We start from the raw sequence: 24954 nt of genomic DNA on the forward strand, positions 1-24954 counted from the left end.
ACGTGGGCTCCGCCGGATGTGCGGAACGGCTCCCCCGCAGCGCCGAGATGGCCGGTCGGTCGTCCGCTGCCGCGTTGTGGCTGGTCGCGCCGCGCGGCGGTGCCGAACGTCGGACGCGGCCCGCGCCCCCTCGGGGCGCGGGCCGCGGCTCAGCTCAGGGGGCAGCTGGTCAGGAGCGTGGCCGGCGCTGCGCCGGGCGGGCGTGGGACCGTGCGGTCGGCGGGTGGGAGGGCGGTGCCGGAGAGCCAGCGTTCCAGAGCCTCGAAGGCCGCGTGGTGGCAGGGCACCATCGGGCGCAGCTTGTCGGGGAAGGCGTCGACGAGTGAGTCGGTGTGGGTGCCGTCCTGGATGCGGTAGTAGCGCAGCAGGGAGCCGCGTCCGGCCGCGTGGACCATGCGCGCGTAGACGTCGGAGTCCTGGCTGATGGGCAGCAGCACGTCGAGGGTGCCCTGGATGGTGATCAGGGGCTTTCCGATGCGGCCGGTGAGGGCGATCCGGTCGACGGCGCGGTGGACGGCAGCGGGGCGGGCCGCGTAGTCGTAGTCGGCGTCGCAGGCGGGTGTGCCGGAGGCGCAGAAGGGGGTGCCGGCCTCGGTTGCGCCGTCGTAGCCGGGGTCGAGTTCCTCCCGGTAGATGCGCTGGGTGAGGTCCCAGTAGACCTGGTAGTGGTACGGCCACAGGAATTCCGAGCCGGCCGGGAAGCCGGCCCGGTGCAGGGCGTCCGCGGCCTCGGCGGCTCCGGGGCCCCCGGCGGCGTAGGCGGGGTAGTGGCGCAGGGCCTGCGGCAGGAAGGTGAGCAGGTTGGGGCCGTCGGTGCGCCATAGGGTGCCTTCCCAGTCGACTCCGCCGTCGTAGAGCTCGGGGTGGTTCTCCAATTGCCAGCGGACGAGGTAGCCGCCGTTGGAGAGCCCCGTGGCGAGGGTGCGGACGGGCGGGCGCTGGTAGCGCTGGGTGACCACCGCCCGGGCGGCGCGGGTGAGCTGGGTGAGGCGGGCGTTCCATTCGGCGATGGCGTCGCCGGGGCGCCGGCCGTCGCGGTAGAAGGCGGTGCCGGTGTTGCCCTTGTCGGTCGCGGCGTAGGCGTAGCCGCGGGCGAGCACCCAGTCGGAGATGGCCTTGTCGTTCGCGTACTGCTCCCGGTTGCCCGGCGTCCCGGCGACGACCAGGCCGCCGTTCCAGTGGTCGGGCAGGCGCATGACGAACTGGGAGTCGTGGTTCCAGCCGTGGTTCGTGTTGGTGGTGGAGGTGTCCGGGAAGTAGCCGTCGATCTGGATGCCGGGGACGCCGCTGGGCGTGGGGAGGTCCTTGGGGGTGAGACCGGCGTAGTCGGCGGGGTCGGTGTGGCCGGAGGCCACGGTGCCGGCGGTGGTCAGCTCGTCCAGGCAGTCGGCCTGCTGGCGGGCGGCGCCGGGCACCCGGAGGTGGGTGCGGCCGGCGCAGTGGCCGTCGGCCGTGCCGGTGGGTGCCGCCGTGGCCGGCGTGGTCAGGAGCAGACAGGCCGCGGTGAGGGCCAGGGTGGGGAGGACGGCTCGTCGGGTGGGTCGTCTGTGCGGTGTGGTGGGCATAGGGGTTCCCTCCGGCTGCGGGTGGACGCGCTGGAGGCTAAGGGCGCGGTAGGCGCGCCGGACATGTGTGGGGCCGCCATGAAGGCGGCCCCAGAAGCGTCGTCGGCCACCATGACCGAGGCCGGCTGACGGCGTGTCAGGGGCAGCCGTTATCGGCGATGGTGTAGTAGCCCGTGGGCGACTCCTTCAGGGTGTGGGTGACGAACGTGTTGTACAGGCCCATGTTCTGCTGGGATCCCTTGGCGTAGGTGTAGCCGCCGCTGGTGGTGGCTCGTCCGGCCTGTACCTGTGCGTAGTTGCTCGCCGTCCAGCAGGCGGCGTCGCTGCCACCGCCTCCGCTGCCGCCGCCCGGATCGGAGGTGTCCAGTCCGAAGAACCGGGCGATCCAGTAGCTGGAGCAGATCGAGGCGGGGAAGTAGGGCGCGCCGGTGCTGCCGCACTGGTCGGTGCCGGTGCCGGGGTCCACGGGGGTCCCATGGCCGATGCCGGGGACCCGGTCGACCTCGACGGCGACCGTGCCGTCGGCGGCGAGGTACTGGTCCTGTCGAGTGGCGTCGGGGCCGATGTTCGTGGACCGGCTCGGGGTCTGGGAGAGGCCGTGCAGGGCCGTCCACTGGTCGCGCAGCTCCGTGGCGTTGCGCGGGGCGACGGTGGTGTCCTGGTCGCCGTACCAGATGGCCGTGCGCGGCCACGGCCCGTTGTACGACGGGTAGGCGTCCCGCACCCGCTGGGCCCATGCGTCGGGGCTCAGGTCGACGCCCGGGTTCATGCAGGTGTAGGGGCTGTTGTCCTTGGTGCAGTCGTAGGGCAGGCCCGCGACGACCGCGCCGGCGGAGAAGACGTCGGGGTAGGTGGCGAGCATGACAGCGGTCATGGCGCCGCCCGCGGACAGACCGGTGACGTAGACCCTCTCGGGGTCGGCGCCGTAGGCGCTCACGGCCTGGCTCACCATCTGCCGGACCGAGAGGGCCTCGCCCTGGCCGCGCCGGTTGTCCGTGGTCTGGAACCAGTTGAAGCACTGGCTCGGGTTGTTGGCGGAACTGGTCTCGGCGAACACCAGCAGGAAGCCGTCCCGGTCGGCGAGCCGGGGCAGGCCTGAGTTGTCGGCGTAGACCTGGGCGTTCTGGGTGCAGCCGTGCAGGGCCACGACGACCGGTGGGTGCGCGGGCAGGGACGCGGGCCGGTACACGTACATGGTGAGCGCGCCCGGGTTGGATCCGAAGTCGCTCACCCTGGTGAGCGCCACGGAGGCCTGGGCGGCGGGCGCCGGACCGGCCAGCGCGGTGCCGAGGACGACGGCCAGGACGGCGAGCAGGCGGCACAGCAGGCGGGCGCGGGGCGGCTCGCCGGGCGCCTTCGTGAACGGGGGCAGTGGCATGGGCGGCTCCTTCGCAGGACACGGGTCCCGGCCGCTCGTGCGCGGGGACGGCGCACTCAGCGCCGGGCGTGGCGGAACCGTACGTGCGGGTGCGGGCCGTCGCCATGGGGCGGGACACCACAGCCGGGTCCGTGCCGCTCGGCACCGGACGGGTTGCGGGGGCCGGCGCGGTCTGGTACGCCGACCGGCCGCCCGGCTCAGTCCTCCGGCGGCCCCGGGGGCACCACCGCGATCGGGCTCGCCGCGTGCAGCAGGACGGCCTGGGTGACCGAGCCCATCATGCGGGAAGGTGCGAGCAAGCGCCGCCGGTGCCGGCCGACGACGACCAGTTCCGCGCCCTTGGAGGCGGCGACGAGGTGGCCGGCCGCGTCGCCGGGCAGCGCCTCCGCGTCGGCGCGGACCTCGGGGTGCCGCTTGCGGTGGGGGGCGAGAAAGCCCTCGGCCAGGGCGCGGGTCTCGTTCTCGACGGCGGCCTGGTCGATCTGGGGCGGCAGCATCTGGCCGGGCGCGGACCAGGTCTGCACCGGCCACGGGTAGGCCGCGACGACCTGGACGCGGGCGCCGCGCAGGGCGGCCTCGGCGAAGGCCAGGTCGAGCGTGTCCTCGTCGGGGCTGTCGACGTGCAGGCCGACGACCACCCTGGGCCCGGGCTCGGCCGGTCCGTCCCCGTGCACCTGACGGCCGGGGCGGGGTACGACGACCACCGGGCACTGGGCGTCCCGGGCGGCGGCGAGCCCGTTGGAGCCGAGCAGCAGGCTGGCGAAGCCGCCGCGGCCCCGGGAGCCGAGAACCAACAGCTGGGCGTCCGCGCCCAGTTCCGGCAGCACGGCGCCCGGTACGCCCTCCAGGGCGACGTACTCCACGACGGGCTGCTCGCCACGGCCCGCGAGCCGTGCGTGCACGTCGTCCAGCACGGGATCGCCCTCCGCGTCGGGCGGCCCGGCGACCAGCACGTCGGCCTGGCCCCAGGCGGCGTACTGCCGTACGTGCACCACCCGTAGCGGCGCGGCGCGCCGGCGGGCGGCGTCGAAGGCCCACTCCAGTGCGCGCAGGCTGTCGTCCGAACCGTCGACCGCGGCGATGACCGGCGCAGTGCTCATCGTCCCTCACCTTCCGGAACACGACCGTCTCCCCTTGCTGGGGCCAGCCTGACGCAGGCACCGGTCCCAGCGCGGTCCTGCCGGTCGCGTGTCCGGAAATCGGCTCGGAACACCCCCGGTTCAGGTCAGGTGGTCCCTGTTCAGGTGAGGTCGAACTCCCCTTCCCGGGCTCCGGAGACGAAGGCACCCCATTCCGCCGGCGTGAAGATCAGGGATGGGCTCTCCGGACGGTCGCCGTTGCGCATCGCGATGAAGCCCTCGACAAAGGCGATCTGGACATCGCCCAGCCCTCGGCTGCTGGACTGCCACTCGGCCTCGCTGAGGTCCAGCTCCGGCTTGTCCCAGCCCACGAGCGGCTGCTGCTGGGTCGTGCTCTCGGCCACGTCCGTGCTCCTCCCGGTCACATCGTCCGCGGGTCAGCCTAGCGACCGCTCACGATGCCCAACAGGCCACGTGGGGAGGACTTTCAGCGGTCCGGGGGCTCCGCTCCCACGAGCCACATGGAGAAGAACTGGGAGCCACCGCCATAGGCGTGCCCGAGCACCTTCCGGGCCCCGTCCACCTGGTGTTCTCCGGCCTGACCGCGCACCTGGAGGGCGGCCTCGGCGAAGCGGATCATGCCGGAGGCGCCGATGGGGTTGGTGGACAGCACACCGCCGGACATGTTGACGGGCAGGTCGCCGTCGAGTTCGGTCACCCCGGACTCGGTGAGCTTCCAGCCCTCGCCCTCGGTGGCGAAGCCCAGGTTCTCCAGCCACATGGGCTCGTACCAGGAGAACGGCACGTACATCTCGACGGCGTCGATGTCACGGCGCGGGTCGGCGATGCCGGCCTGGCGGTAGACGTCGGCGGCGCAGTCCTTGCCGGCCCGCGGGGAGACGAAGTCCTTGCCCGCGAACAGGGTGGGCTCGCTGCGCATCGCGCCGCCGAGCATCCAGGCGGGCGGCCGTGGCGCGCGGGCGGCTCCGGCGCGGTCGGTGAGGATCATGGCGCAGGCGCCGTCGGAGGAGGGGCAGGTCTCGGAGTAGCGGATGGGGTCCCACAGCATGGGTGAGGCCTGGACCTTCTCCAGGCTGATGTCGTGCTCGTGGAGATGGGCGTAGGGGTTCTTCAGGGCGTTGCGCCGGTCCTTGTAGGCGACGAGGGAGCCGATGGCGTCGGGGGCCCCGCTGCGCCTCATGTACGCGCGGACGTGCGGGGCGAAGAACCCGCCGGCGCCGGCGAGCAGGGGCTGCTGGAAGGGGATCGGAAGGGACAGGCCCCACATGGCGTTCGACTCGGACTGTTTCTCGAAGGCGGCGGTGAGGACTGTGCCGTGGACGCGGGCGGCGACCAGGTTCGCGGCCACCAGCGCGGTGGACCCGCCGACGGATCCGGCGGTGTGCACCCGCAGCATGGGCTTGCCGACGGCACCGAGCGCGTCGGCCAGGTACAGCTCCGGCATCATCACGCCCTCGAAGAAGTCGGGCGCCTTGCCGATGACCACGGCATCGATGTCGGCCCACGTCAACTCGGCGTCGGCGAGGGCACGTCGGGCCGCCTCGCGGACGAGTCCGGCGATCGACACGTCCCGGCGGGCGGCCACGTGCTTGGTCTGGCCGATGCCTACGACGGCCACGGGCTCCTTGCTCATCGTGGATCCCCTTCGAGTACGGCGACCAGGTTCTGCTGCAGGCAGGGGCCGGAGGTGGCGTGGGCGAGGGCGCGGTCGGAGTCGCCCCGGTGGATGCGGGCGGCGGCCTCGCCGATGCGGATCAGGCCGGCGGCCATGACGGGGTTGGCGGCCAGCGCCCCGCCGGAGGGGTTGACGCGCACGTCGTCGCCGAGGTGGAGCGCCTTGCGCAGGACCACCTCCTGGGCGGTGAACGGCGCGTGCAACTCGGCCGTGTCCACGGGCCGTTCGAAGGCCCCGGCCTTCTCGGCGGCGAGCCGGGCGGACGGCGAGTCGGTGAGGTCGCGGACGCCGAGTCCGTGCGCCTCGATCCGGTGGTCGATGCCCCGGATCCAGGCGGGCCGCGCGCACAGCTCCCGAGCCCGCTCCCCCGCCGCGAGGATCACCGCGGCGGCGCCGTCGGAGACGGGTGGGCAGTCGCCGGTGCGCAGCGGCCGTACGGCGTAGTCGCCGTGCGGCAGCCGGCCCTTGAGCTGGGCGTGCGGGTTGGCCTCCGCGTCCGTCCTGCTGCGGGCGCCGACGGCGGCGAGCGCCGGTTCGTCGGTGTCGCCCGCGTCGATGAGGGCCTGCGCCTGGAGGGCGGCGAGGGCGATGGCGTCGGGCCACAGGGGGGCGACGTAGTACGGGTCGAGCTGGCGCGTGAGCACGTCCCGGACCGAGCCGGGCGAGCACTTGCCGTAGGAGTAGACGAGCGCGGTGTCGGCGTCACCGGTGAGCAGCTTGGTCCAGGCCTCGTACAGCGCCCAGGCGCCGTCCATCTCGACGTGCGACTCGGAGATCGGGGGCCAGGCGCCGACGCCGTCGAGGGCGAGGGTGAAGGAGAAGGCGCGGCCGGCGAGGTAGTCGCTGGAGCCGGAGCAGGTGAAGCCGATGTCGGCGGTCCTGAGGCCGGTCCGGGCCAGGACCTCGTGGAGGACCGGCATGAGCATCTCGACCTCGGAGGACTCCTCGGTGGAGCGCCGGTGGTCGGTCTGGGCGAAGGCGACGACCGCGATCTCCCGGGTCACAGCAGCTCCTTGTAGGTGTCGTAGTCGGCGTCGGGCTCGCCGGTGGGCCGGTAGTGGTCGGGGTAGCGGGCGCCCTCGGTCCACACGGGCTCGACGCGCATGCCCATGCGCACCCGGTCGTAGGGGATGCCGCCGATCCGGGCGTGCAGGGCGAGGTCGGCGCCGTCGAGGGCGATGTGCGCGTAGACGTAGGGGACCTCGATGTCGAGGTTCTTCGCCTTGATGTTGACGATGCAGAAGGTGGTGACTGTGCCGCGGGGACCCACTTCGACCTGTTCCGCCGTGGCCACGCCACATGTGGGGCACGCACCCCTCGGCGGGACGTACACCTTGTGGCAGGAGGGGCAGCGTTCGCCGACGGTCCGCTGTGCGGAGAGGGCGTGGATGTAGGCGGACTGGGCGCGGCCGGGCGAGTAGGTGTAGTCGAGGCGGGCCGGGGCGACGATGCCGGTCAGCGGGTTCTCGAACTCGCCCGCGTGGCCGGAGGGTGGGGCCGGTTCGCCGTCGTACGGCTCGAAGCAGGCGATGTCGGTGATGGCGCCGGTGCGCTCCTCGGCCCAGCGGACGCGCACCCGCATGCCGGTGCGGACGGCCTCGGGGCCGTGGGCGTCGAGGGCGTGCAGCAGGCCGGTCTCGGCTCCGTCGAGCCGGACCAGGACCCAGGCGAAGGGGGTGGCGAGGGGCTGGCCCCGGCGCGGCCGGTGGTTCCACGCCCAGGTGGTGACCGTGCCCGTGGCGGAGACCTCCACCAGGTCGCGGATCTCCTCGGCTGTGACGGGGTCGTACTCGACGGGCGGCACGAGGGTGCGTCCGTCGGTGGTCCGCACGCCCAGGACGACGCGTTCGCGCAGGCCGGTGAGGAAGGCGCTCTGGACGGGGCCGAGGGAACGGGTGAAGGGGAACTCGACGACGAGGGGTGCGTGGAGGACTTCGGACATCCTGAGGCTCCTTCGGCGGTTCAGGCGCGCTTGTAGACGGGGGGCCGTTTCTCCGCGAAGGCGCGGGCGCCTTCCTTGGCATCGGCGGTGTCGAAGACCGGCCAGCCGCGGGTGAGTTCGGCAGCCAGCCCGTCGGTCTCCGTCATCTCGGCGGTCTCGTACACCGACGCCTTGACGGCCTCGACCGCGAGCGGGCCGCAGGCGTTGATCTGCTCGGCGATCTCCAGGGCCGCCTCGAGCGCGGTGCCGTCGGGGACGACATGGCCGATCAGGCCGATGTCCGCGGCCTCCCGGGCGCTGTACGGCCGTCCGGTGAGCAGCATCTCCAGGGCGTGGGTGCGCGGGATCTGGCGTTGCAGCCGGACGGTGGAGCCGCCGATCGGGAACAGTCCGCGTGCGACCTCGAAGAGGCCGAAGGTCGCGGACTCGCCCGCGACCCGGATGTCGGTGCCCTGCAGGATCTCGGTGCCGCCTGCGACGCAGTAACCCTCGACGGCGGCGATCACGGGTTTGCGGGGGCGATGGTGGCGCAGCATCGCCTTCCAGTGCAGGTCGCGATCGGCCTCGAGCCGGTCGCGGTACTGCTCGCCCTGCATGCCGTTCCCGGCCAGCGCCTTCAGGTCCATTCCGGCGCAGAAGGAGCCGCCCGCCCCGGTGAGCACGATCGAGCGGATCTCGTCGTCCGCGTCGGCCTCGAGCCAGCCGTCGTAGAGGCCGACGAGCATCGCGAGCGAGAGCGCGTTCCTGGCGTCGGGCCTGTTGAGCGTGAGCACCAGTGTGGCGCCCGCACGCCGCACGGTGAGGTGTTCCGTCCCGCCCATGGGCTTTCTCCCCTCGGTGAGAACGAGAACAGGTTGCAGTAGCCGGGAAGCCACTTCAAGGGTTTTCTGACAGTCAGTCAGATTTATTCGCGTGGGGCCTTCACAGTTGCGGCGCCCTTTGCTCTGATGACCGGCGAACCGACCGATGCGCCTTCACCAGGACTGCCGGGGTCAGGAGGAACGGTGGAGTACAACCTTGCCGACCTGTTCGAGTCGGTCGTCGACGTGGTGCCCGACCGCGAGGCGCTCGTCTACGTCGACCACCCCGGCACCGGCACCGAGCGCCGGCTGACCTACGCGGAACTGGACGCGGCCGCCAACCGCATCGCCCACCACCTCTCCGACAGCGGCATCCGGCCCGGTGAACACCTCGGTCTCCACCTGTACAACGGCGTCGAGTACCTCCAGACCGTACTGGCCTGCCTGAAGGCACGTGTCGTCCCGGTGAACGTCAACTACCGGTACGTCGAAGAGGAGTTGGTCTACCTCTATCGGGACGCCGACCTGGTCGCGCTCGTCTTCGACACCGAGTTCGCGGACCGGGTGGCGGCGGCGCTGCCGCGTGCGCCGCAGCTGCGGCATCTGTTGCGGGTCGGCCCGGAGACGGCCGCGGGGCCCGGGGCGGTGCCGGTCGCCGTGCCGGGGGCGGTGCCGTTCGCCGACGCGGAGGCCGCCGGGTCGCCCGGGCGGGGCTTTCCGGCCCGCTCCGGGGACGACCAGTTCATCATCTACACCGGCGGCACGACCGGTATGCCCAAGGGGGTGATGTGGCGCCAGGAAGACCTCTTCTTCGCGGGGCTGGGCGGCGGTGCGCCGACCGGGGAGCCGGTGAAGACCCCGGAGGAGCTGGCCGAGCGAGTCGCGGCCGGGGGTTCCGGGATCACCTTCTTCCCCACTCCCCCGCTGATGCACGGCACCTCCACCCTCACCGCCTTCATCGGCTTCAACTTCGGCCAACGCGTGGTCCTGCACCGCAGGTTCGTGCCGGAGGAGGTGCTGCGGACGGTCGAGAGAGAGAAGGTCACCAGCATGTCGCTGGTCGGCGACGCGATGCTGCGGCCGCTGATCGACGCGCTGAGCGGGCCGCTCAAGGGCACGGACTGCTCGGCCCTGTTCAGCGTGTCCTCGTCGGGCGCGATCATGTCGGAGACGGTGCGCCGGCAGTTCCGGGAACTGGTCCCGAACGCCCTGCTGCTCAACAACTTCGGCTCCTCCGAGTCCGGCTTCAACGGCACCGCGACGGAGGACTCCGGCCCCGAGCGGGGTTTCCGCCTGCGAGTCAACTCCCGTACGCGCGTGGTGGATCCGGCGACGTACGAACCAGTCGGCGCGGGCGAGATCGGCCGGGTCGCCCAGTGCGGCCATGTGCCGCTCGGCTACTACAACGACCCGGCGAAAACCGCCGAGACCTTCTTCGTGAAGGACGGCCGGCGCTGGGTCCTGCTCGGCGACATGGCGACGGTCGACGAGGACGGCGTGGTAACCGTGCTCGGCCGGGGCTCGCAGTGCATCAACACCGGCGGCGAGAAAGTCTATCCGGAGGAGGTCGAGCAGGCACTCAAGGCACATCCGGACGTCTACGACGCGCTGGTCGCCGGGGTGCCGGACGCCACCTGGGGCAACCACGTGGCGGCCGTGGTGCAGCTGCGCCAGGGAGCGGCGCACCCCTCGCTGACCGACATCCAGACCCACTGCCGTGCCCGGCTGGCCGGCTACAAGATCCCCCGGCAGCTGGTGATCACGGACTCCATCCGGCGGTCCCCGAGCGGCAAAGCCGACTACCGCTGGGCCCGGGAGGTGGCGGTGGCGGCCGACCGGCGATAGCGCCTGGGGTGTGCCTGCCACACCCCACCAGCCCGTAGGACTACTCTGTGCGCACGATCGACCCCACACGACTACTTTGGGTGATCACCGGTCGGACGGGGGGTGCCGGTCCCGCCGTTCCGGACCGGCACCGGGCCACGCACGGAAGGATCTCCGGGTGTCTCACCACACGCCACGTCACCTGCCCGGGAGCGCGGACGACACGGACAGCCCTCCGGCGAAGGCCTGGGGCCCCGTGGCCGGGGAGGCGCAGGCGCCCGCAGTGCCCGTCCGGACCGGTCGGCGCGCCCGGACCGGTCGGCGCGTCCGTGCCGGGCGGGGGCTGGTCGCGAAGGCGGCGCGGCTCGGCCGGGGCGGCGGTGCGGGGGCCGGAAGGGTCGACGGGCGTGGCGTACAGGAGGCGGCCGCGCCGACCGGGCCGCCCGGCAGGCGGGCCCGCATCGGCCGGGGCCTGACCGTGGGCTCCGGCGTCCTCGCCGTCGTCCTTCTGCTGGCCGCGCTGTCGCTGCCGGACCAGCCCGACCGTCTCACCCCGGTGGCGTTCGTGCGTCTGCCGGCCGAGGGCATCCTGCTGGCCGTGGTGCTGCTGGTGCTGCCGCCCCGGGCGAGGCGTGCCGGAGCGGCGGCCGCCGGCGTGCTGATCGGGCTGGTCACCCTCCTCAAATGCCTCGACATCGGCTTCTATTCGGTGCTGTACCGCCCCTTCGACCTGGTGCTGGACTGGGGCCTGCTGGGCAACGCGGCGGACTATCTGCGCGAGACCTCCGGCCGCACCGGCGAGTGGGTCGCCATCGCCGGTGCCCTGCTCCTCGCGGTCGCCGTCCCCGTCCTGACCGCGGGCGCGACGGTCCGGCTGGCCACGCTGACGGCCCGCCACCGCGCCCGGTCCGTCCGCGCCGTCCTGGTACTGACCACCGCCTGGATCACCTGTGTCGTAGTAGGCCTGCAGACGGGTGGCGCACCCGTCGCCTCGACGCTCGACGCCGCGCTCCTCGGCGACCGTGCCAGACAGGTCCGCGTCTCCCTCGCCGATGCGCGGCTGTTCCGGCGCCAGGCCTCCGTCGACGCCTTCGCCCACACGCCGTCGAACCAGCTGCTGACCGGCCTGCGCGGCAAGGACGTCCTGTTCACGTTCGTCGAGAGCTACGGCCGCTCGGCGATCGAGGACCCGGCGATGGCGCCGCGGATCGGCGCGGTCCTCGAGAAGAGCGACGACTCCCTACGGGCCGCCGGGTTCCGGGCCCGCAGCGGCTGGCTGCGCTCGCCGGTGACCGGTGGCGGGAGCTGGCTGGCGCACTCGACCTTCCTGTCCGGCCTGTGGATCAGCAACCAGCAGCGGTTCCGCAGCCTCACCTCCAGTGACCGGACCACCCTCACCGGCGCCTTCCGCAGGACCGGCGCCTGGCGCACGGTCGGCGTGGTGCCGGGAGTGCTGGTGGCCTGGCCGGAGGGCCGGTTCTTCGGCCTGGACCACATCTACGACGGCCATCATCTCGGCTACCGCGGCCCGGACTTCGGTTGGTCGCAGGTACCGGACCAGTTCACCCTGCAGACGTTCCAGCGGCGGGAGTTCGGCAAGCGCGGCCGCGGCCCGATCATGGCGGAGATCATCCTCACCTCCAGCCACTATCCCTGGGCGCCCGTGCCCCGCATGGTCGACTGGGCGAAGCTGGGCGACGGCTCGGTCTTCCAGCGGATCAGGAGCGAGGGCAAGTCCCAGGAGGAGGTCTGGAGGAACCCGGCGAGCGTGCGCGCCGAATACCGCACCTCGATCGAGTACTCCCTGGACAGCCTCGTCGGATTCCTGCGGCGCTACGGCAACGAGCACACGGTCCTGGTCTTCCTGGGTGACCACCAGCCCGTGCCGACCGTCACCGGGAACAGCCCCCGTCAGGACGTGCCGGTCACCATCGTGGCCCGCGATCCCGGGGTGCTGGACCGGATCTCCGGCTGGGGCTGGACGGCGGGCCTCAAGCCCGCCGCCGACACCCCCGTCTGGGCGATGAACAGCTTCCGCGACCGGTTCCTGAAGGCGTTCGGTCCGCAACCTGGCTGACCCGGCCGACGGCGGCGGCTCTCACCGGTCGGGCCGGTCGAGGAACTCCCGGACCAGGGCGAGAAACTCCTCCGGACGGGACGCGTGCACCAGGTGCCCGGCGTCCACGGTCACGAGCGAGGCGCCCGGGATCAGGCCGGTGAGCTGCGCCACCTGGTCCTGCGGGATGTGGCTGGTGGGGCCACCCCCGATGAGGAGCGTCGGCATGCTCTTCCGGTCCATGTGGTCCCACCACACTGGATCGGGTGTGTTGCGCTGCTCGTCGGTCGCCCGCACCATCGCCCAGTCGAACGGCAGGTCTCCCGCGGGCCGTTCGGCGGGCGGCCGGGGCGGGTCGAGGGGCACGGGTGCGCAGACGCCCTCCAGCACCAGGCGCCGTACGAGCCGGTGGTGGCGCTGGGCCAGGAGGTAGGCGACGATGCCGCCCGGCGAGTGGCCCACGACATCGACGCTGTCCAGGCCGAGGGCGGCCGGCAGAGCCTGGACGTCCTCGCTCGTCGCCTCGGCCCGATAGTCCCCCGGCCGGTGGCTGCGCCCGTGGCCGCGCAGGTCGGGGGCGTACACCCGGCGTGGACGCGGGGGGCGCCGCGAGCCGTTCGGCGATGTGCGTCCAGTCCGTGCCGCCGGCGCCCCGGCAGTGCAGCAGCACGACGAGGGGGGGCGCCGGTGCGGCCCCAGGTCCGGCAGGCCAGGGTGATGCCGTTCGCCTCGATGGTGTGCAGCGTGGCGGTGTCCATGCGGGGCACGGTAGCCGGGCCGTACCGGGCCTGGCCGTCTACTCTGCCGAGGGCGGAGCGGCGCCGGCCGGGCCGTCGAGGAAGGCCAGGACGCGGTTCAGGAACCACTCCGGGTCGTCCAGCCAGGGGTAGTGACCGGCACCGGGCTGGACGGCCACCTCTGCCTTCGGGAAGGCCCCGGCGGCACGGCGGGCAAGGTCGGGGCGGGGGCCGCCGTCGAGTTCCCCGGCGTGCACGAGCACCGGAGCGGTAAGCGCGGCGAGGGCGGTCCGGGTCACGTCCGGCGTGAACGCGCCGTCGCCGAAGTAGCGCTCCGCCGCCTCGTCGTTGGTCTGCTGCGGTTCGGCGTCCGTGTGCGCCCGGGCGACGCCGTCCCAGCGGCCGTAGAAGAACGGCAGGAACACCTCGTCGAAGTCCGCCTCGCCCGCCAGCCAGGCCCGGAACGCGGGGAAGGCCTCCGCGAACCACGGCTCGCCGGCGCGCAGCCGGGCCGCGGCCAGCCGGTCCTCGGAGGTCGCCCGAATGCCCAGGGGGGACGGGTTGGGCGTGATCAGCAGCAGCCGTCGTATCCGCTCGGGGTGGCGGGCCGCGTAGAGCACGGCCAGGGCCGCGCCCGCCGAGTGGCCGAGGAGATCCATGTGTTCCAGACCCATATGTGCGCGCCACGCCTCCACGTCCTCGACCATCCGGTCGCACCGGTAGGTGGCCGGGTCCGCCGGCAGCGCGGAGTCCCCGGTGCCGCGCAGGTCCAGCAGGGCCAGGCGACGGTGCGCGGTCAGCCCGCCGAGGTCTCCGAGGTAGGCGGAGGCACGCATGGGGCCGCCGGGCAGGACGACGAGGGGTTCGCCCTCGCCCCGCAGGTGGTAGGCGAGCCGGGTGCCGTCGGGCGCGGTGAAGGTCGACATGAGCATGATCATGCCGGTCCGTCCCGGAACGGTGCAAGCGCCGGCGCTCCCCCGGGAGTAGCGCGGCGGGCGGTCAGTCGTCCGCTGGTGCGTCGCGCCTGGTCGCGCGGTTCCCCCGCCCCTTCGAGGCGCGCTTCGCCCCCCCCGAAGCGGCGTTCAGCTCCCGGCTCCGGCCGGCCAGGGGGCCGGCTCGACCGGCTCACCGTCCCGGCCCGGGGGCACGCGCGGACGCCGGCCCGGAGTCGCTGGAGCCTTCGTCGGCGAGCACCGCCGAAACGTGGAGCTGCGGGCCGGGCCGGAGAACCGGGCGGCCCAGGCCGTACAGCGGGACGACGGCACGACGACGTCGCAGCACACCCGACGGGGGCGCCTGACGGCCTTCGTCACGGCACCCGGCTCGGCGTCACGGCCTCCCCGGCCGCAACGGCCGCCCCGCGCCCCCTGGTCAGATGCCGGGTCAGTGCGATCAGCGCGGTCAGGGCCACCAACCCCGCCACCCCGGGCCAGCCGAGCCCGTCGTACGCCCGCACCCCGAGCCATGACCCGGCGCTGCCGCCGAGGAACGCGCACGTCATGTAGGCGGTGTTGATCCGGGCCCGCGCATCGGGACGGAGCGCGAAGTTGCGGGCTTGGTTGGCGACTTGGCCACTCTGCACGGCGACGTCGAGCAGCAGCATGCCGGCTGCCAGCGCGACGAGACCGGCGGGGCCGCCGATGCCGCCGAGAACCAGCACCCCGGCCGAGCCGATCACCCCGAGCAGGCACCACAGGGTCACGGTGTCGGGCCCCAGGCGGTCGGCGGCGCGGCCGGCGAGCGGTGTGCAGAACATGCTCGCGGCGCCGACCAGCCCGAGCACGCCGACGGCCTGGGCGCCCATCCCGTACGTGGGCCCGGTCACCAGCAGGGTGAGCGCCGTCCAGGCGGCGCTGAAGCCGGCGAAGACGGTGGCCTGGTAGAGGCAGGAACGGCGCAGGTCGGGTTCCTCGCGCAGGAGGCGCAGCGGGGCGGCCGTCAGGCCGGGGTACCGGTGTCCGGACGAGGGTGTGGTGTCCGGCACCACACGGGCGAGTGTGACCGCGAGGGCGAGCACGAGCGCCACCGCGACGAAGTAGGGGGCGCGCCAGCCCAGCCACTCGCCCAGGGAGCCGCTGAAGGTCCGGGCCAGGAGGATTCCGCCGATGAGACCGCTGAGCAAGGTGTCGGTGACGGCTCCGCGCCGATCGGCGGGGACGAGGCCCGCCGTCATCGGGATGATGATCTGCGGGACGACCGTGGTGACGCCCGTGACCGCGCTCGCCGCGACGAGGACGGGCAGCGTCGGAGCGGCACCGGCGACGAGCAGACCGGCGCCGGTCAGCGCGAGCAGGGTGACGATCAGCCGGCGGGACGGTAGCCGGTCGCCGAGCGGGAACGAGCAGGAAGATGCCGGCCGCGTATCCGAACTGGGCCGCGGTCACGACGAGGGCCGCCGAGCCCGCCGGGATGTGCAGGTCGGCCGCGATCAGCGAACTGATCGCCTGCGGGAAGTAGATGGTCGAGACACCCACTCCGCAGGCGAGCGCCAGGAGGAGGATCACCCGGCGGGGCAGGGTCGGTAACGCGGGGGACGCGGACATGGGGACACCTCTCGGAGAACCGTTCAGAACGGTTCACGCACGGTACCAGTCAAACCGGTTCTCCCGTAGAGTGAACGCGTGCCGACGACCATCCGCTTCCGCCAGGGCGCGGGCCGCCCGTGCCTGGACTTCGTCCGGACCCTGCGTCACCGGGGCACGGCCGACGCCGTGGAGGAACTCCCCGACGAGGAGGCCCTGGCCGCCTGGGTACGGCAGTGCGGCCCCTGCCCCGCCCGGACCCGCGACGCGACGGCCGGTCTGATGCGCACGGCACAGGAGTTGCGCGAGGCGATCCACCGGCTGATCAGCGCGGCCCGGGCCGGCCGGGCACCCGACGCCGAGACGCGGACGCAGGTCAACGAGGCCGCGGCCCACGCCGTTCCGGTCCCCGCCCTCACCACCTCCGGGCACCTGAGCTGGCATGCCGAGGACCCGGTGCGCGCCACCCTCGCCCTCGTCGCCCGGGACGCGCTGGACCTGGTCACCGGCCCGGACCTGGGCCGGGTCCGCGACTGCGCGGGAACCGGGTGCGGGGCACTCTTCCTGGACACCTCGCGCCCGGGCACCCGGCGCTGGTGCTCGATGGACACCTGCGGCAACCGCGCCAAGAAGGAGGCGCTGCGCCGCAGGGCCCGCACCTGAGCAGGGTCGTATCGACGTACCCCGAAACGTCGTCGCGCCCTATACTCCGAAGCCATGACGGACACCGCCCTCACCCCGGAACCGGACCTGGTCAACGCGCTGCGGGCGCTGTCCAATCCGATGCGGCTGCAGATGCTGCGCTGGCTGCGCGAGCCCGAGCGGCACTTCCCGATGGAGACGGCCATCGCCGATCCGGCCGAGGTCGGCGTGTGCGTGAGCCACATCCAGGCCAAGGCGGGTCTGGCCCAGTCGACCGTGTCGGCCTATATGGCCGAGCTCCAGCGCGCCGGCCTGGTCCGGGCCACCCGTGTGGGCAAGTGGACCCACTACAAACGGGACGAGCGGCGCATCGCCGAACTGGTCACGGAGCTGGGGCGGACACTCTAGGGCACCACGCCCGGGCGCCTCCCGGGTGAGCGACCGCGCGTTTCCCCCGGGGCACCCCCTTGCGGTTCATATCGAGATTCTGCGATATTCCGATTGAACGATCGGAATATCTGCGAGGAGTACGCCCATGGACCTCGGCACGTTCGGGATCTACACCTTCGACTTCGAGCACCAGCCGGCCGCTCTGATCCGGGACTCGGTCCAGGAACTGGAGGACCTGGGCTGGCGGGCGGTCTGGATCCCGGAGCTGCTCGGGCGGGACGCGTTCACGCACGCGGCCGTGCTGCTCGCTTCCACACGGCGGCTCAACGTCGTGAACGGCATCGCCCGGATCTGGTCCCGGGAAGCCCGCTGGACGCACGGGGCCGCCCTGCTGCTCGCGGACGCCCATCCCGGACGGCACGTGCTCGGCCTGGGCTTCGGCGGGCAGCCGCGCCCCGGGGTCAAGCCGCTCGCCGCGATGACCGCGTACCTCGACGAGCTGGACGCCATGGAGACGCCCAGCCCCCGCCCGGCACAGCCCGTCCGGCGCCTGCTGGCCGCGTACGGCCCCAGGATGCTGGAGCTGGCCCGCGACCGTGCCGACGGGGCACAGACGTACCACGTGAACACGGCGCACACCGCGCAGGCGCGGGAGATCCTCGGACCGGACGCCTTCCTGGGCGTCGAGCACGCCGTGCTGTTCGAGACCGACCCGGACCGGGCCCGCGCCCTCGCGCGCGATCACCTGCACGGCTACCTCGAAACCCCTTACAACGTCGCCAAGTTCCGCCGCCTGGGATACACGGACGACGAACTCGCCGACGGCGGCAGCGACCGGTTCGTGGACGACCTGGTGTTCTGGGGCGACGCCGACACGATCACGCGGAAGCTGCACGGGCACGTGGAGGCGGGCGCCGATCATGTCGCCGTGCAGGTGATCGGAGTGGAGCCGGGCACGTCGGCCCTGCCGCGGTGGCGTTCGCTGGCCGACGCCCTGCTGCCGTCGAAGGCCGCCGACGGCCTCGGCTAACCGCTGAAGCGGTCCCGCAGTTCACGTTTGAGGATCTTGCCGCTGGCGTTGCGCGGCAACTCGGCCACGAACAGCACCCGTTTGGGCGCCTTGAAGGGCGCCAGCTTCTCCTTCACATGGGCGATGAGCTGATCCTCCGACACCTCGCAGCGCGCCACCACCACCGCCGTGACGGCCTCGATCCACCGCTCGTCGGGCAGGCCGATCACGGCGGCCTCGGCCACGGCCTCGTGGGTGTACAGGGCGTCCTCGACCTGGCGTGAAGCCACCAGGACACCGCCGGAGTTGATGACGTCCTTCACCCGGTCCACGATCGTGAAGTAGCCGTCGGGGTCACGCACCGCGAGGTCGCCGGAGTGGAACCAGCCGTCCCGGAAGGCCTCGGCGGTCTCCTCCGGCTTGTCCCAGTAGCCCTCGCACAACTGCGGCGAGCGGTAGACGATCTCGCCGGGCGTCCCGTCGGGCACGTCCTCGCCCTTGTCGTCCACGACGCGCGCGTCCACGAACAGCACGGGCCGGCCACAGGAATCGAGCCGGCCCTCGTGCTCGTCGGGGCCGAGCACCGTGGCCAGCGGGCCGATCTCGCTCTGCCCGAAGCAGTTGTGGAAGGCGAGCCTCGGCAGGCGTTCCCGCAGCCGCTCCAGCACCGGGACGGGCATGATCGACGCGCCGTAGTAGGCCTTGCGCAGGCCGTCGAGGTCACGGGTGGCGAAGTCGGGCCGGCCCGCCAGAGCGATCCACACGGTGGGCGGCGCGAACAGGCTGTCCACGCGGCCCTCCTCGATCAGGTCGAAGAGGCGGTCCCCGTCGGGGGCGTCCAGGATGATGTTGGTCGCGCCGACCGCGAGGTAGGGCAGCAGGAAGACGTGCATCTGCGCCGAGTGGTACAGCGGCAGCGCGTGCACCGGCCGGTCACCCGCGCTCAGATCCAGGGCGGTGATCGCGCTGAGGTACTCGTGCACGAGGGCCCGGTGGGTCATCATCGCGCCCTTGGGCAGGGCGGTCGTACCGGAGGTGTACAGCAACTGCACCAGGTCCTCGGCGCGGGGCTCGGGCCCGGCGTATCGGGGCGCGTCCGCCAGCCGGGCGAGGAGCGAACCCTCGGCGTCCCTGAGCGGCAGCACCCGAACGTCGTGCGGGAGCCGGTCCGCGAGGTCGGGGTCGGCGAGGACGAGGGTGCTGCCGGACTGGCCGACCAGGTACGCCAGGTCGTCCCCGGTCAGGCTCTGGTTGACGGGCACGTGGACCAGTCCGGCGCGGGCGCAGGCGAGGAAGGCGATCAGGTAGGCGTCGGAGTTGTGGCCGAAAGCGCCGACCCGGTCGCCGGGGGTGAGGCCCTCCGCGAGCAGCACCGAGGCCGCGCGGGAGACGGCGTCGTCGAGTTCCTCGTACGTCCAGCGGCGCTCGCCGTACTCCACCGCGAGGCGCGCCGGGGTGCGCCGGGCACTGCGCCGCAGCACCCCGTCGACCGTGCTGCCGTGTCCCTGCGTCATGGCTCCTGATCCTCGGCCCGTCGCAGAGCCAGGTCAAGCACCCCGTGGTCGGCGGAAAAGCGGACATCGCGTTCGATGCACACACCATCAACGATCGTCCACCGAAAGCGACTTTTTGCTTCTGCGTGCTCCCGTGCGCCCCTTTGGAGAAAGGATTCCGGAAACCGGCCACCGTTGAACCTGGGCAGGACATGTCTCAAGCGCCAAGTCCGTAGCGGCTTCACCCATTTCGCGTGTCACGTTGGGCAGGAGGTATCCATGAGCTCTGCTGTGCCGGAACGAAAACGAACGTGGAGGACAGGTACTGCTCCCGGCATATTCCCGCTCCTCGGCCACGGTATCGCCCTATACCGGCGGCCGTTGGCGTTTCTGAATTCTTTACCGGCGCACGGGGATCTGGTCGAGATACGGCTGGGCCCCCAGCGCGCCTGGATGGTGTGCCACCCGGAGCTGACCCACGAGGTGCTCACGGACCCGCACACCTTCGACAAGGGGGGCCCGCTGTACGACAGGCTCGGGAAGCTGATGGGGGACGGTCTCGTCACCTGCCGTCAGCCGACGCACCGGGACAAGCGCAGGCTGCTGCAGCCCGGATTCCGTCCCTCCCACGTGGCCGCCTACACGGATCTCGTCACCGAAGAGGCCGAGTCGGTGTGCGACGCCTGGCCGACGGCTCGGGCGGTTCCCGTCACCGAGGCGATGATGACCCTGACGACGCGCGTGATCAGCCGGGTCCTCCTCTCCGACTCGCTCGACGACTCGACGACCGCCGAGGTGCGGGACTGCCTCAGCGACGTCGTCCGCGGCCTCTTCGTCCGCACGGTCGTACCGATCGATGCCCTGTTCCGTCTTCCCACCCCCGCCAACCGCCGCTACCGGCACGCGCTCGCCCGCCTGCACGCGATCATCGACTCCGCGATCGCACAGCGCCGCCGGGGCACCGACCGCGACGACGTGCTGGGCACTCTGCTGGCGGCCACGCACCGCGACGGGGAAGCGGCGCCCATCACCGACCAGGACGTCCACGATCACCTGATCACGCTGCTGCTCACGGGCGTCGAGGCGCCGGCACTGTGCCTGGCCGACGCCTTCAGCCTGCTGGCCCGCCATCCGGAGGCGGAGCGCCGCCTGCACGCCGAGCTCGACGCCGTCCTCCCCGGAGGCCGCCGGCCCGGCCCCGACGATCTCCCACACCTCGTCCAGACCCGGTGCGTCGTCTCCGAGACGCTGCGCCACTCGTCGCCCGGCTGGCTCTTCACGCGCGTCGCCACCAGGGAGACGGAACTCGCCGGGTGCCGGCTGCCCCAGGGAGCCACCGTTCTCTACAGCCCCTACCTGCTGCACCACGATCCCGCGTCGTTCCCCGAGCCCGAGCGTTTCGAACCCGGCCGCTGGTTGCCGGGGAAGCCCACCGCGGCGCAGCGCCGCGCGATGATGCCGTTCTCCGCGGGCAACCGCAAATGCCTCGGCGACGAGTTCGCCATGGTGGAGGCCACGCTGGCACTCGCGACGATCGCCGGGCGGCGGCGGCTGCGGCATGGGCCCGGGCACGTCGAACGGACACCGCGCCCCGGAATCACGCTGGGCGAGCGTGCTCTGGTCATGGTCTGCGAGGCCCGTTCCCAGGCAGTGACCGCCCCTCGTGCATCGGATTCCCGAACGGCAGGTGACCACGTTGTCGGCAACGCATGAGGACATCACGGTCGGCGTACCGGAAGCACTTCCGGTCTCCACCCTCAGGGACCTGATCGACGCCCACCTCCACATGCCCTTCCCGTTCCTGCGCCACCGGCACGAATCCGAAGCCGCGGCCGGCGTCGACACATGGCTCGGTGCATGGGGCCTCATCGACGAACCAGGTGTGGCGGCGATGATCGCCCGCACTCGGCCCGCCGAGCTCGCGTCCTTCACCAGCCCGACTGTGGATGCCGGCCTCCTCCAGGTGATCGCCCATCAGATCGCCTATCAGTTCGTCTTCGACGACCGCGCGGAGGACGTCGGCCGGCGCTCGCCAGGCGGGCTGCTGCCCATGCTGGGCGAGAGCGTCGCGATCCTGCGGGACGGCCGGCCGCCCAGCACGCCCCTCGGGGCGGCCCTGGCCGATCTCCACCGGCAGGTCCGGGAGCGGTGCACTCCCGCACAGGCCGCGCGGTGGGCCTGGAAGAGCCGTGAATACGTGCACGGCCTGTTGTACGAAGCGGTGGCCCAGGCCCATCCGCTCACCGTGCGGACCGGAGACTGCACCTCCATACGGTCGCTGACCGCCGGCGTGGAGCCCTTCTACCCGTTGTACGAGGCCGCCCAGCCAGACGAAGTGCCCCCTGCCGAACTCCATCATCCCGTCGTACGACGGCTCAGCCGGCTGTCCGCCGACGCCGCGGTCTGGACGGCCGACCTGTTCTCCGCGGTGAAGGAGCAGCGCTCGGGTGAAATGATCAATCTGGCCCTGGCCCATCAGCGCGCGCACGGGTGCTCCCTGCAGGCCGCCGTGCTCCTGGCCATCGAGGAGATCAACGGCGCGATCGAGGAGTTCCAGAAGCTCTACGAGGGGGTCCAACCGCTCTTGAGCCCAGCGGGCAACGGCTACGTGGACGGCATGATCGGCTGGATCCGCGGGTGTTACCACTGGTCCCGCACGGTGCCCCGCTACGCGGACACGGCGTCCGTGCCCGCGGTGCCGTAGCCGCGCCGGTCACGACCCTGGCGACAATGCCACCGGGAGGTGTCCATCTACGTCCCATACCCCTCGGGCGGACATCATCCCACCGGCGGCCAATGATTCACCTCATGGAGTCCAATCCGGCCGGCCGCGCCTTCGCGAGGCGTAACCTCGGCTCTCCCGGGCCGAATGACAGAAGGCGGTACGGCACATGGCGACGGCGCCTCGGCAACCGATCATCGAGCAGCGGACGTTGATCGAACGCCGACGGGAGATCCAGGCTCTCGATGCCGCGTTCCGGGAACTGCGGCGCACCGCGGACGGCGTGCCGCGAGCCAGGCGCAGGGGGCTGCTCGCCTACACCGGACCGGCCGGACTGGGCAAGACGGCGCTCATCACGGAAGCACGCGCCCGGGCCCTGGCACTCGGATTCACCGTGCTGTCGGGCCGGGGCGGGGAGACGGAGCAGGGCTCGGCGTTCCGTGTCGTGCGCCAGTTGCTGCAGCCCTCTCTGGCGCGGCTGGACGAGGCGGAACTGCGCGCCTTCCTGGGAAGCTGGTACGACATCGTCGCCGCCGTGCTCGGTCTCGAGGCGAGTGGTCCCGGTCCCGCTCCGGACAGGACCGGGGTCCGCGAGGGTCTCGACTGGGTGATGACGCGCCTCGCGGTGCGGAAGGCGCCCGTCGTCCTGCTCCTGGACGATCTTCACTGGGCGGACGCCGAGTCTCTGAGCTGGCTCGACTCCTTCGCGTCACGGGTCGAGGATCTTCCGCTGCTCATCGTGGTCGCCTACCGCCCCGACGAGCTGCCGTCCGAGGCGGGCGAACTCCGTACGCTCGTGGGGCACCACGCAGACCATCCCCATGACCTGGCGCTGCTCACGGCCGACGGTGTGGCGCGGATCGTCAGGAACGAACTCGGGGAGGAGGCCGAGGACCGGTTCTGCAAGGAATGCTGGTCGGCCACCGGCGGGAGCCCCTTCGAAGCGGTGGAGCTCGCCATCGGGCTCGGCAAGCGGAGACTGGGCGGGACCGAGGACGATCTGCCCGCGATGCGTGAGCTCGCCGCGGCGATCAAGGGCCCGGGACTGATCGAGCGTCTGGAAGGGCTCGACACGGCGACCGTCCGCTTCGCGCACACCGCTGCCGTTCTGGGTTCGCCCTTCTCACCGCAGCTCGCCGCGACCATCGCGGTGCTCGGCGAGGAGGCGGCGGCCGAGGCGACCCTGAAGCTGCGCACGGCGCGGATCCTGGCCGACGGCCATGGCCCCGAGGGCGAGCTGGAGTTCATTCACCCTCTGATCGCCACGACGATCTACCGGTCCATCCGCACGGGGTTCCGGGCCGGACTGCACAACGCCGCCGCGCAAGCCGTCCTGGCCGCGGGATACGGGCCCACCGCGGCAGCCCGGCATCTGCTGGAGGTCCCCTGCGAGGGCAGTCCCGAGGCGGTCGAGTGTCTGCGCGAGGCCGCTCGCGCATACCTTCGCGCAGGGGCGACCGAGGCCGCCCGGCGGCTGCTGACCCGCGCTCTGCAGGAGCCTCCCCTGCCCGAGGACCGTGCCGCGGTCCTTCACGAACTCGCCTGTGCCACGTTCCTGATCGAGCCAACGGCCACGGTGAGGTATCTGCACCAGGCCCTGGCGGAGCCGGACGTCGATCCCGACCTGCGCGCCTCCATCGTCTATCGGCTGACGACTGCTCTGGCACACACCGATCAGCTGGCCGAGGCCGTGACGGTGGCCGCCGAGGAGGCGAAGCAGGCCGCGAATCCCCGCGTCAGACTGCGCATGCAGGCCGATCAGTTCGTCTGGAGCATGGTCCGCACCGACGACCCCGACTCACCCGCCCGCTCACGGACCCTGGCACGGCTGGCCGAGCAGCTCCCCGGTCGCAGCCCGGAGGAGCGCTACATCCTGGGACTGCGCGCCTGGGATGCGGCCAAGCGGGGTGAACCCCGGGAGATCGCCCTCGCGCATGCCGAGCGGGCCCTGGACGGCGGCATGAGCTGGACCGACGAAGTCCGAGGGTTCGAGGTGCCCCTGTCGGTCGCCCTGGTGTTCATGTACGGCGATCAGCCGCGACGGGCCGAGGAGTTGTTCAGCAAGGGCATCGCCGAATGTGTGGCCAAGGGCTGGCACGGCTCTCATCTGGCCTTCGGCCAGACCATCGCCGGTTACGTCCGCTATCGCCGCGGCTGCCTGGCCGAAGCCGAGGACCTCGTACGGGAGGGTCTGCGCATCGCCTCCAAGGTGGAGGGGGTCGTGGCCGCCCAGTTGTTCGGCGTCAGCATCCTCATCGAGACACTGCTCGGCCGGGGGCGCGTCAGCGAGGCGCGCGCACTGGCCGACGAGCACCACTTCGCCGACATGACTCCGAACGCCGTCATCTATCCCGACCCCCGTACCGTGTACGCGGAGCTGCTCCTGGCGGAGGGACGCCACGCCGAGGCGGCCTCGCTGCTGTCCTCGGTGGGTGACTGGCTGGACCAACGTGCCTGGCGGAACCCGGCCTGGTGTCCGTGGCAGCTGCGGCTCGCCTCCGCGCTCGCCCCCACCGCGCCGGACGAGGCGGTCGGCCACGCCCGGGACGCCGTGCGGCGCGCCCGGAAGTTCGGTGCCGCCTCCACCATCGGCCAGGCCCTGCACACCCTCGCCGAGGTGACCGGCGGGCCGGCGGCACTCGACCTGTACGCCGAGGCGGCCGATCATCTGGAGCAGTCGCCCGCCGCCTACGAGCTCGCCCGCGCCCAGGTCGGCCATGGCGCCGCACTGTCCCGCAACGGGCGGCTGCAGGAGGCCGCCGACCGGCTCTACCAAGGTCTGGAAGGCGCCGTCCACTGCGGGGCCGAGGCACTCGCGGCCCGGGCCAGGGCGGAACTCTCGGCGGCCGGACTGCGCCCACTGCCCCTGCGTTACGCGCAGGCGGACACGCTGACCGCGCAGGAGCGCCGCACCGCCGAACTGACCGTGCGAGGGCACTCCGTGGAAGTGGTCGCCAAGGAACTGCGACTCACCGGGCAGGGCGTGCGTCAGCTGCTCTCCAGCGTCTACCGCAAGATCGGCACCGACGCCGCGGGCCTCGCCAGGTCCCTGGAGCGCCTTCCCCGCCTTCGCCCGTGACACCGTTGAAGCCGTGCGGC

At 72.4% G+C, this 24954-nt stretch carries 19 protein-coding genes and 1 pseudogene; 8 read left to right on the plus strand and 12 right to left on the minus strand.

Annotated features, from left to right (window positions below; translation table 11 throughout):
• Positions 1–149: 149 nt before the first annotated feature.
• The 8 genes from AB0L59_RS18830 to AB0L59_RS18865 form a co-directional block, all read right to left on the minus strand.
• On the minus strand, positions 150–1565 hold the full coding sequence (locus AB0L59_RS18830) for a 3-hydroxybutyrate oligomer hydrolase family protein (RefSeq protein ID WP_365584682.1): 1416 nt from the start codon (positions 1563–1565) through the stop codon (positions 150–152).
• A 136-nt stretch (positions 1566–1701) separates the two neighbouring features.
• Entirely contained in the window at positions 1702–2943 is a 1242-nt protein-coding gene (locus AB0L59_RS18835) for a PHB depolymerase family esterase (RefSeq protein ID WP_365584686.1), read from the minus strand.
• A 197-nt stretch (positions 2944–3140) separates the two neighbouring features.
• Complete coding sequence (locus tag AB0L59_RS18840; RefSeq protein ID WP_365584688.1) at positions 3141–4043, minus strand: universal stress protein; 903 nt, start codon at positions 4041–4043, stop codon at positions 3141–3143.
• Between the two features lie 140 nt (positions 4044–4183).
• Entirely contained in the window at positions 4184–4426 is a 243-nt protein-coding gene (locus AB0L59_RS18845; protein ID WP_365584691.1) for a DUF397 domain-containing protein, read from the minus strand.
• 83 nt (positions 4427–4509) lie between these two features.
• Positions 4510–5676: a thiolase domain-containing protein gene (locus AB0L59_RS18850; RefSeq protein WP_365584693.1), complete on the minus strand. Its 1167-nt coding sequence runs from the start codon at positions 5674–5676 to the stop codon at positions 4510–4512.
• Positions 5673–6722 carry a thiolase domain-containing protein gene (locus tag AB0L59_RS18855; protein ID WP_365584695.1) on the minus strand — a complete coding sequence of 350 codons (1050 nt, stop codon included), beginning with the start codon at positions 6720–6722 and terminating at the stop codon, positions 5673–5675. The genes AB0L59_RS18850 and AB0L59_RS18855 overlap by 4 nt, the downstream gene beginning before the upstream one ends.
• Positions 6719–7660, minus strand: coding sequence for an OB-fold domain-containing protein (locus AB0L59_RS18860; RefSeq protein WP_365584698.1), 942 nt, complete (start codon positions 7658–7660; stop codon positions 6719–6721). Before AB0L59_RS18860 ends, AB0L59_RS18855 begins: the two co-directional genes overlap by 4 nt.
• A gap of 20 nt (positions 7661–7680) precedes the next feature.
• Positions 7681–8481, minus strand: a complete 801-nt coding sequence (locus AB0L59_RS18865) for a crotonase/enoyl-CoA hydratase family protein (protein WP_365584700.1) — start codon at positions 8479–8481, stop codon at positions 7681–7683.
• Positions 8482–8664: 183 nt separating this feature from the next.
• Between AB0L59_RS18865 and AB0L59_RS18870 the strand changes: the two genes are divergently transcribed.
• Positions 8665–10305, plus strand: coding sequence for an acyl-CoA synthetase (locus tag AB0L59_RS18870; RefSeq protein WP_365584702.1), 1641 nt, complete (start codon positions 8665–8667; stop codon positions 10303–10305).
• A gap of 157 nt (positions 10306–10462) precedes the next feature.
• A complete protein-coding gene (locus AB0L59_RS18875) occupies positions 10463–12361 on the plus strand; it encodes a sulfatase (protein WP_365584703.1) in 1899 nt (632 codons plus the stop codon).
• A 21-nt stretch (positions 12362–12382) separates the two neighbouring features.
• Here the strand turns inward: AB0L59_RS18875 and AB0L59_RS18880 are convergent, their stop codons facing one another.
• From AB0L59_RS18880 to AB0L59_RS18890, 3 genes and pseudogenes are all read right to left on the minus strand, one after another.
• Positions 12383–12925, minus strand: coding sequence for an alpha/beta hydrolase (locus AB0L59_RS18880; RefSeq protein WP_365584706.1), 543 nt, complete (start codon positions 12923–12925; stop codon positions 12383–12385).
• Positions 12926–13136: 211 nt separating this feature from the next.
• A complete protein-coding gene (locus AB0L59_RS18885; RefSeq protein ID WP_365584709.1) occupies positions 13137–14003 on the minus strand; it encodes an alpha/beta hydrolase in 867 nt (288 codons plus the stop codon).
• Between the two features lie 383 nt (positions 14004–14386).
• Positions 14387–15620 (minus strand): annotated as a pseudogene (locus AB0L59_RS18890) (MFS transporter).
• A 78-nt stretch (positions 15621–15698) separates the two neighbouring features.
• On the opposite strand from AB0L59_RS18890, the gene AB0L59_RS18895 reads away from it, so the two are divergent.
• From AB0L59_RS18895 to AB0L59_RS18905, 3 genes are all read left to right on the plus strand, one after another.
• Positions 15699–16262: an ABATE domain-containing protein gene (locus tag AB0L59_RS18895; RefSeq protein ID WP_365584711.1), complete on the plus strand. Its 564-nt coding sequence runs from the start codon at positions 15699–15701 to the stop codon at positions 16260–16262.
• A 54-nt stretch (positions 16263–16316) separates the two neighbouring features.
• Positions 16317–16649: a metalloregulator ArsR/SmtB family transcription factor gene (locus AB0L59_RS18900; RefSeq protein WP_365584713.1), complete on the plus strand. Its 333-nt coding sequence runs from the start codon at positions 16317–16319 to the stop codon at positions 16647–16649.
• 127 nt (positions 16650–16776) lie between these two features.
• Positions 16777–17661: a TIGR03620 family F420-dependent LLM class oxidoreductase gene (locus AB0L59_RS18905; protein ID WP_365584716.1), complete on the plus strand. Its 885-nt coding sequence runs from the start codon at positions 16777–16779 to the stop codon at positions 17659–17661.
• On the opposite strand, the gene AB0L59_RS18910 is transcribed toward AB0L59_RS18905, so the two are convergent.
• Positions 17658–19154 (minus strand): acyl-CoA synthetase, encoded by a 1497-nt coding sequence (locus AB0L59_RS18910; protein WP_365584719.1) that lies wholly within the window; start codon positions 19152–19154, stop codon positions 17658–17660. The two genes, AB0L59_RS18905 and AB0L59_RS18910, sit on opposite strands and share 4 nt — an antisense overlap.
• A gap of 258 nt (positions 19155–19412) precedes the next feature.
• On the opposite strand from AB0L59_RS18910, the gene AB0L59_RS18915 reads away from it, so the two are divergent.
• The 3 genes from AB0L59_RS18915 to AB0L59_RS18925 all read left to right on the plus strand — a co-directional run bounded on the left by AB0L59_RS18915 (position 19413) and on the right by AB0L59_RS18925 (position 24934).
• A complete protein-coding gene (locus tag AB0L59_RS18915) occupies positions 19413–20846 on the plus strand; it encodes a cytochrome P450 (RefSeq protein ID WP_365584722.1) in 1434 nt (477 codons plus the stop codon).
• On the plus strand, positions 20821–21837 hold the full coding sequence (locus tag AB0L59_RS18920) for a (-)-alpha-amorphene synthase (RefSeq protein ID WP_365584725.1): 1017 nt from the start codon (positions 20821–20823) through the stop codon (positions 21835–21837). The genes AB0L59_RS18915 and AB0L59_RS18920 overlap by 26 nt, the downstream gene beginning before the upstream one ends.
• A gap of 187 nt (positions 21838–22024) precedes the next feature.
• Complete coding sequence (locus AB0L59_RS18925; protein WP_365584728.1) at positions 22025–24934, plus strand: AAA family ATPase; 2910 nt, start codon at positions 22025–22027, stop codon at positions 24932–24934.
• The last annotated feature ends 20 nt before the right edge of the window (positions 24935–24954 follow it).

It is taken from the genome of Streptomyces sp. NPDC052109 (genome assembly GCF_040680195.1).
In the GTDB taxonomy this organism is placed as follows: Bacteria; Actinomycetota; Actinomycetes; order Streptomycetales; family Streptomycetaceae; genus Streptomyces.

Bases quoted from the DNA above. Each gene is read 5' to 3' on its own strand.
- AB0L59_RS18830 (WP_365584682.1), bottom strand. From the start codon at position 1,565: ATGCCCACCACACCGCACAGACGACCCACCCGACGAGCCGTCCTCCCC.
- AB0L59_RS18835 (WP_365584686.1), bottom strand. From the start codon at position 2,943: ATGCCACTGCCCCCGTTCACGAAGGCGCCCGGCGAGCCGCCCCGCGCC.
- AB0L59_RS18840 (WP_365584688.1), bottom strand. From the start codon at position 4,043: ATGAGCACTGCGCCGGTCATCGCCGCGGTCGACGGTTCGGACGACAGC.
- AB0L59_RS18850 (WP_365584693.1), bottom strand. From the start codon at position 5,676: ATGAGCAAGGAGCCCGTGGCCGTCGTAGGCATCGGCCAGACCAAGCAC.
- AB0L59_RS18860 (WP_365584698.1), bottom strand. From the start codon at position 7,660: ATGTCCGAAGTCCTCCACGCACCCCTCGTCGTCGAGTTCCCCTTCACC.
- AB0L59_RS18865 (WP_365584700.1), bottom strand. From the start codon at position 8,481: ATGGGCGGGACGGAACACCTCACCGTGCGGCGTGCGGGCGCCACACTG.
- AB0L59_RS18885 (WP_365584709.1), bottom strand. From the start codon at position 14,003: ATGTCGACCTTCACCGCGCCCGACGGCACCCGGCTCGCCTACCACCTG.
- AB0L59_RS18900 (WP_365584713.1), top strand. From the start codon at position 16,317: ATGACGGACACCGCCCTCACCCCGGAACCGGACCTGGTCAACGCGCTG.
- AB0L59_RS18905 (WP_365584716.1), top strand. From the start codon at position 16,777: ATGGACCTCGGCACGTTCGGGATCTACACCTTCGACTTCGAGCACCAG.
- AB0L59_RS18910 (WP_365584719.1), bottom strand. From the start codon at position 19,154: ATGACGCAGGGACACGGCAGCACGGTCGACGGGGTGCTGCGGCGCAGT.
- AB0L59_RS18915 (WP_365584722.1), top strand. From the start codon at position 19,413: ATGAGCTCTGCTGTGCCGGAACGAAAACGAACGTGGAGGACAGGTACT.
- AB0L59_RS18925 (WP_365584728.1), top strand. From the start codon at position 22,025: ATGGCGACGGCGCCTCGGCAACCGATCATCGAGCAGCGGACGTTGATC.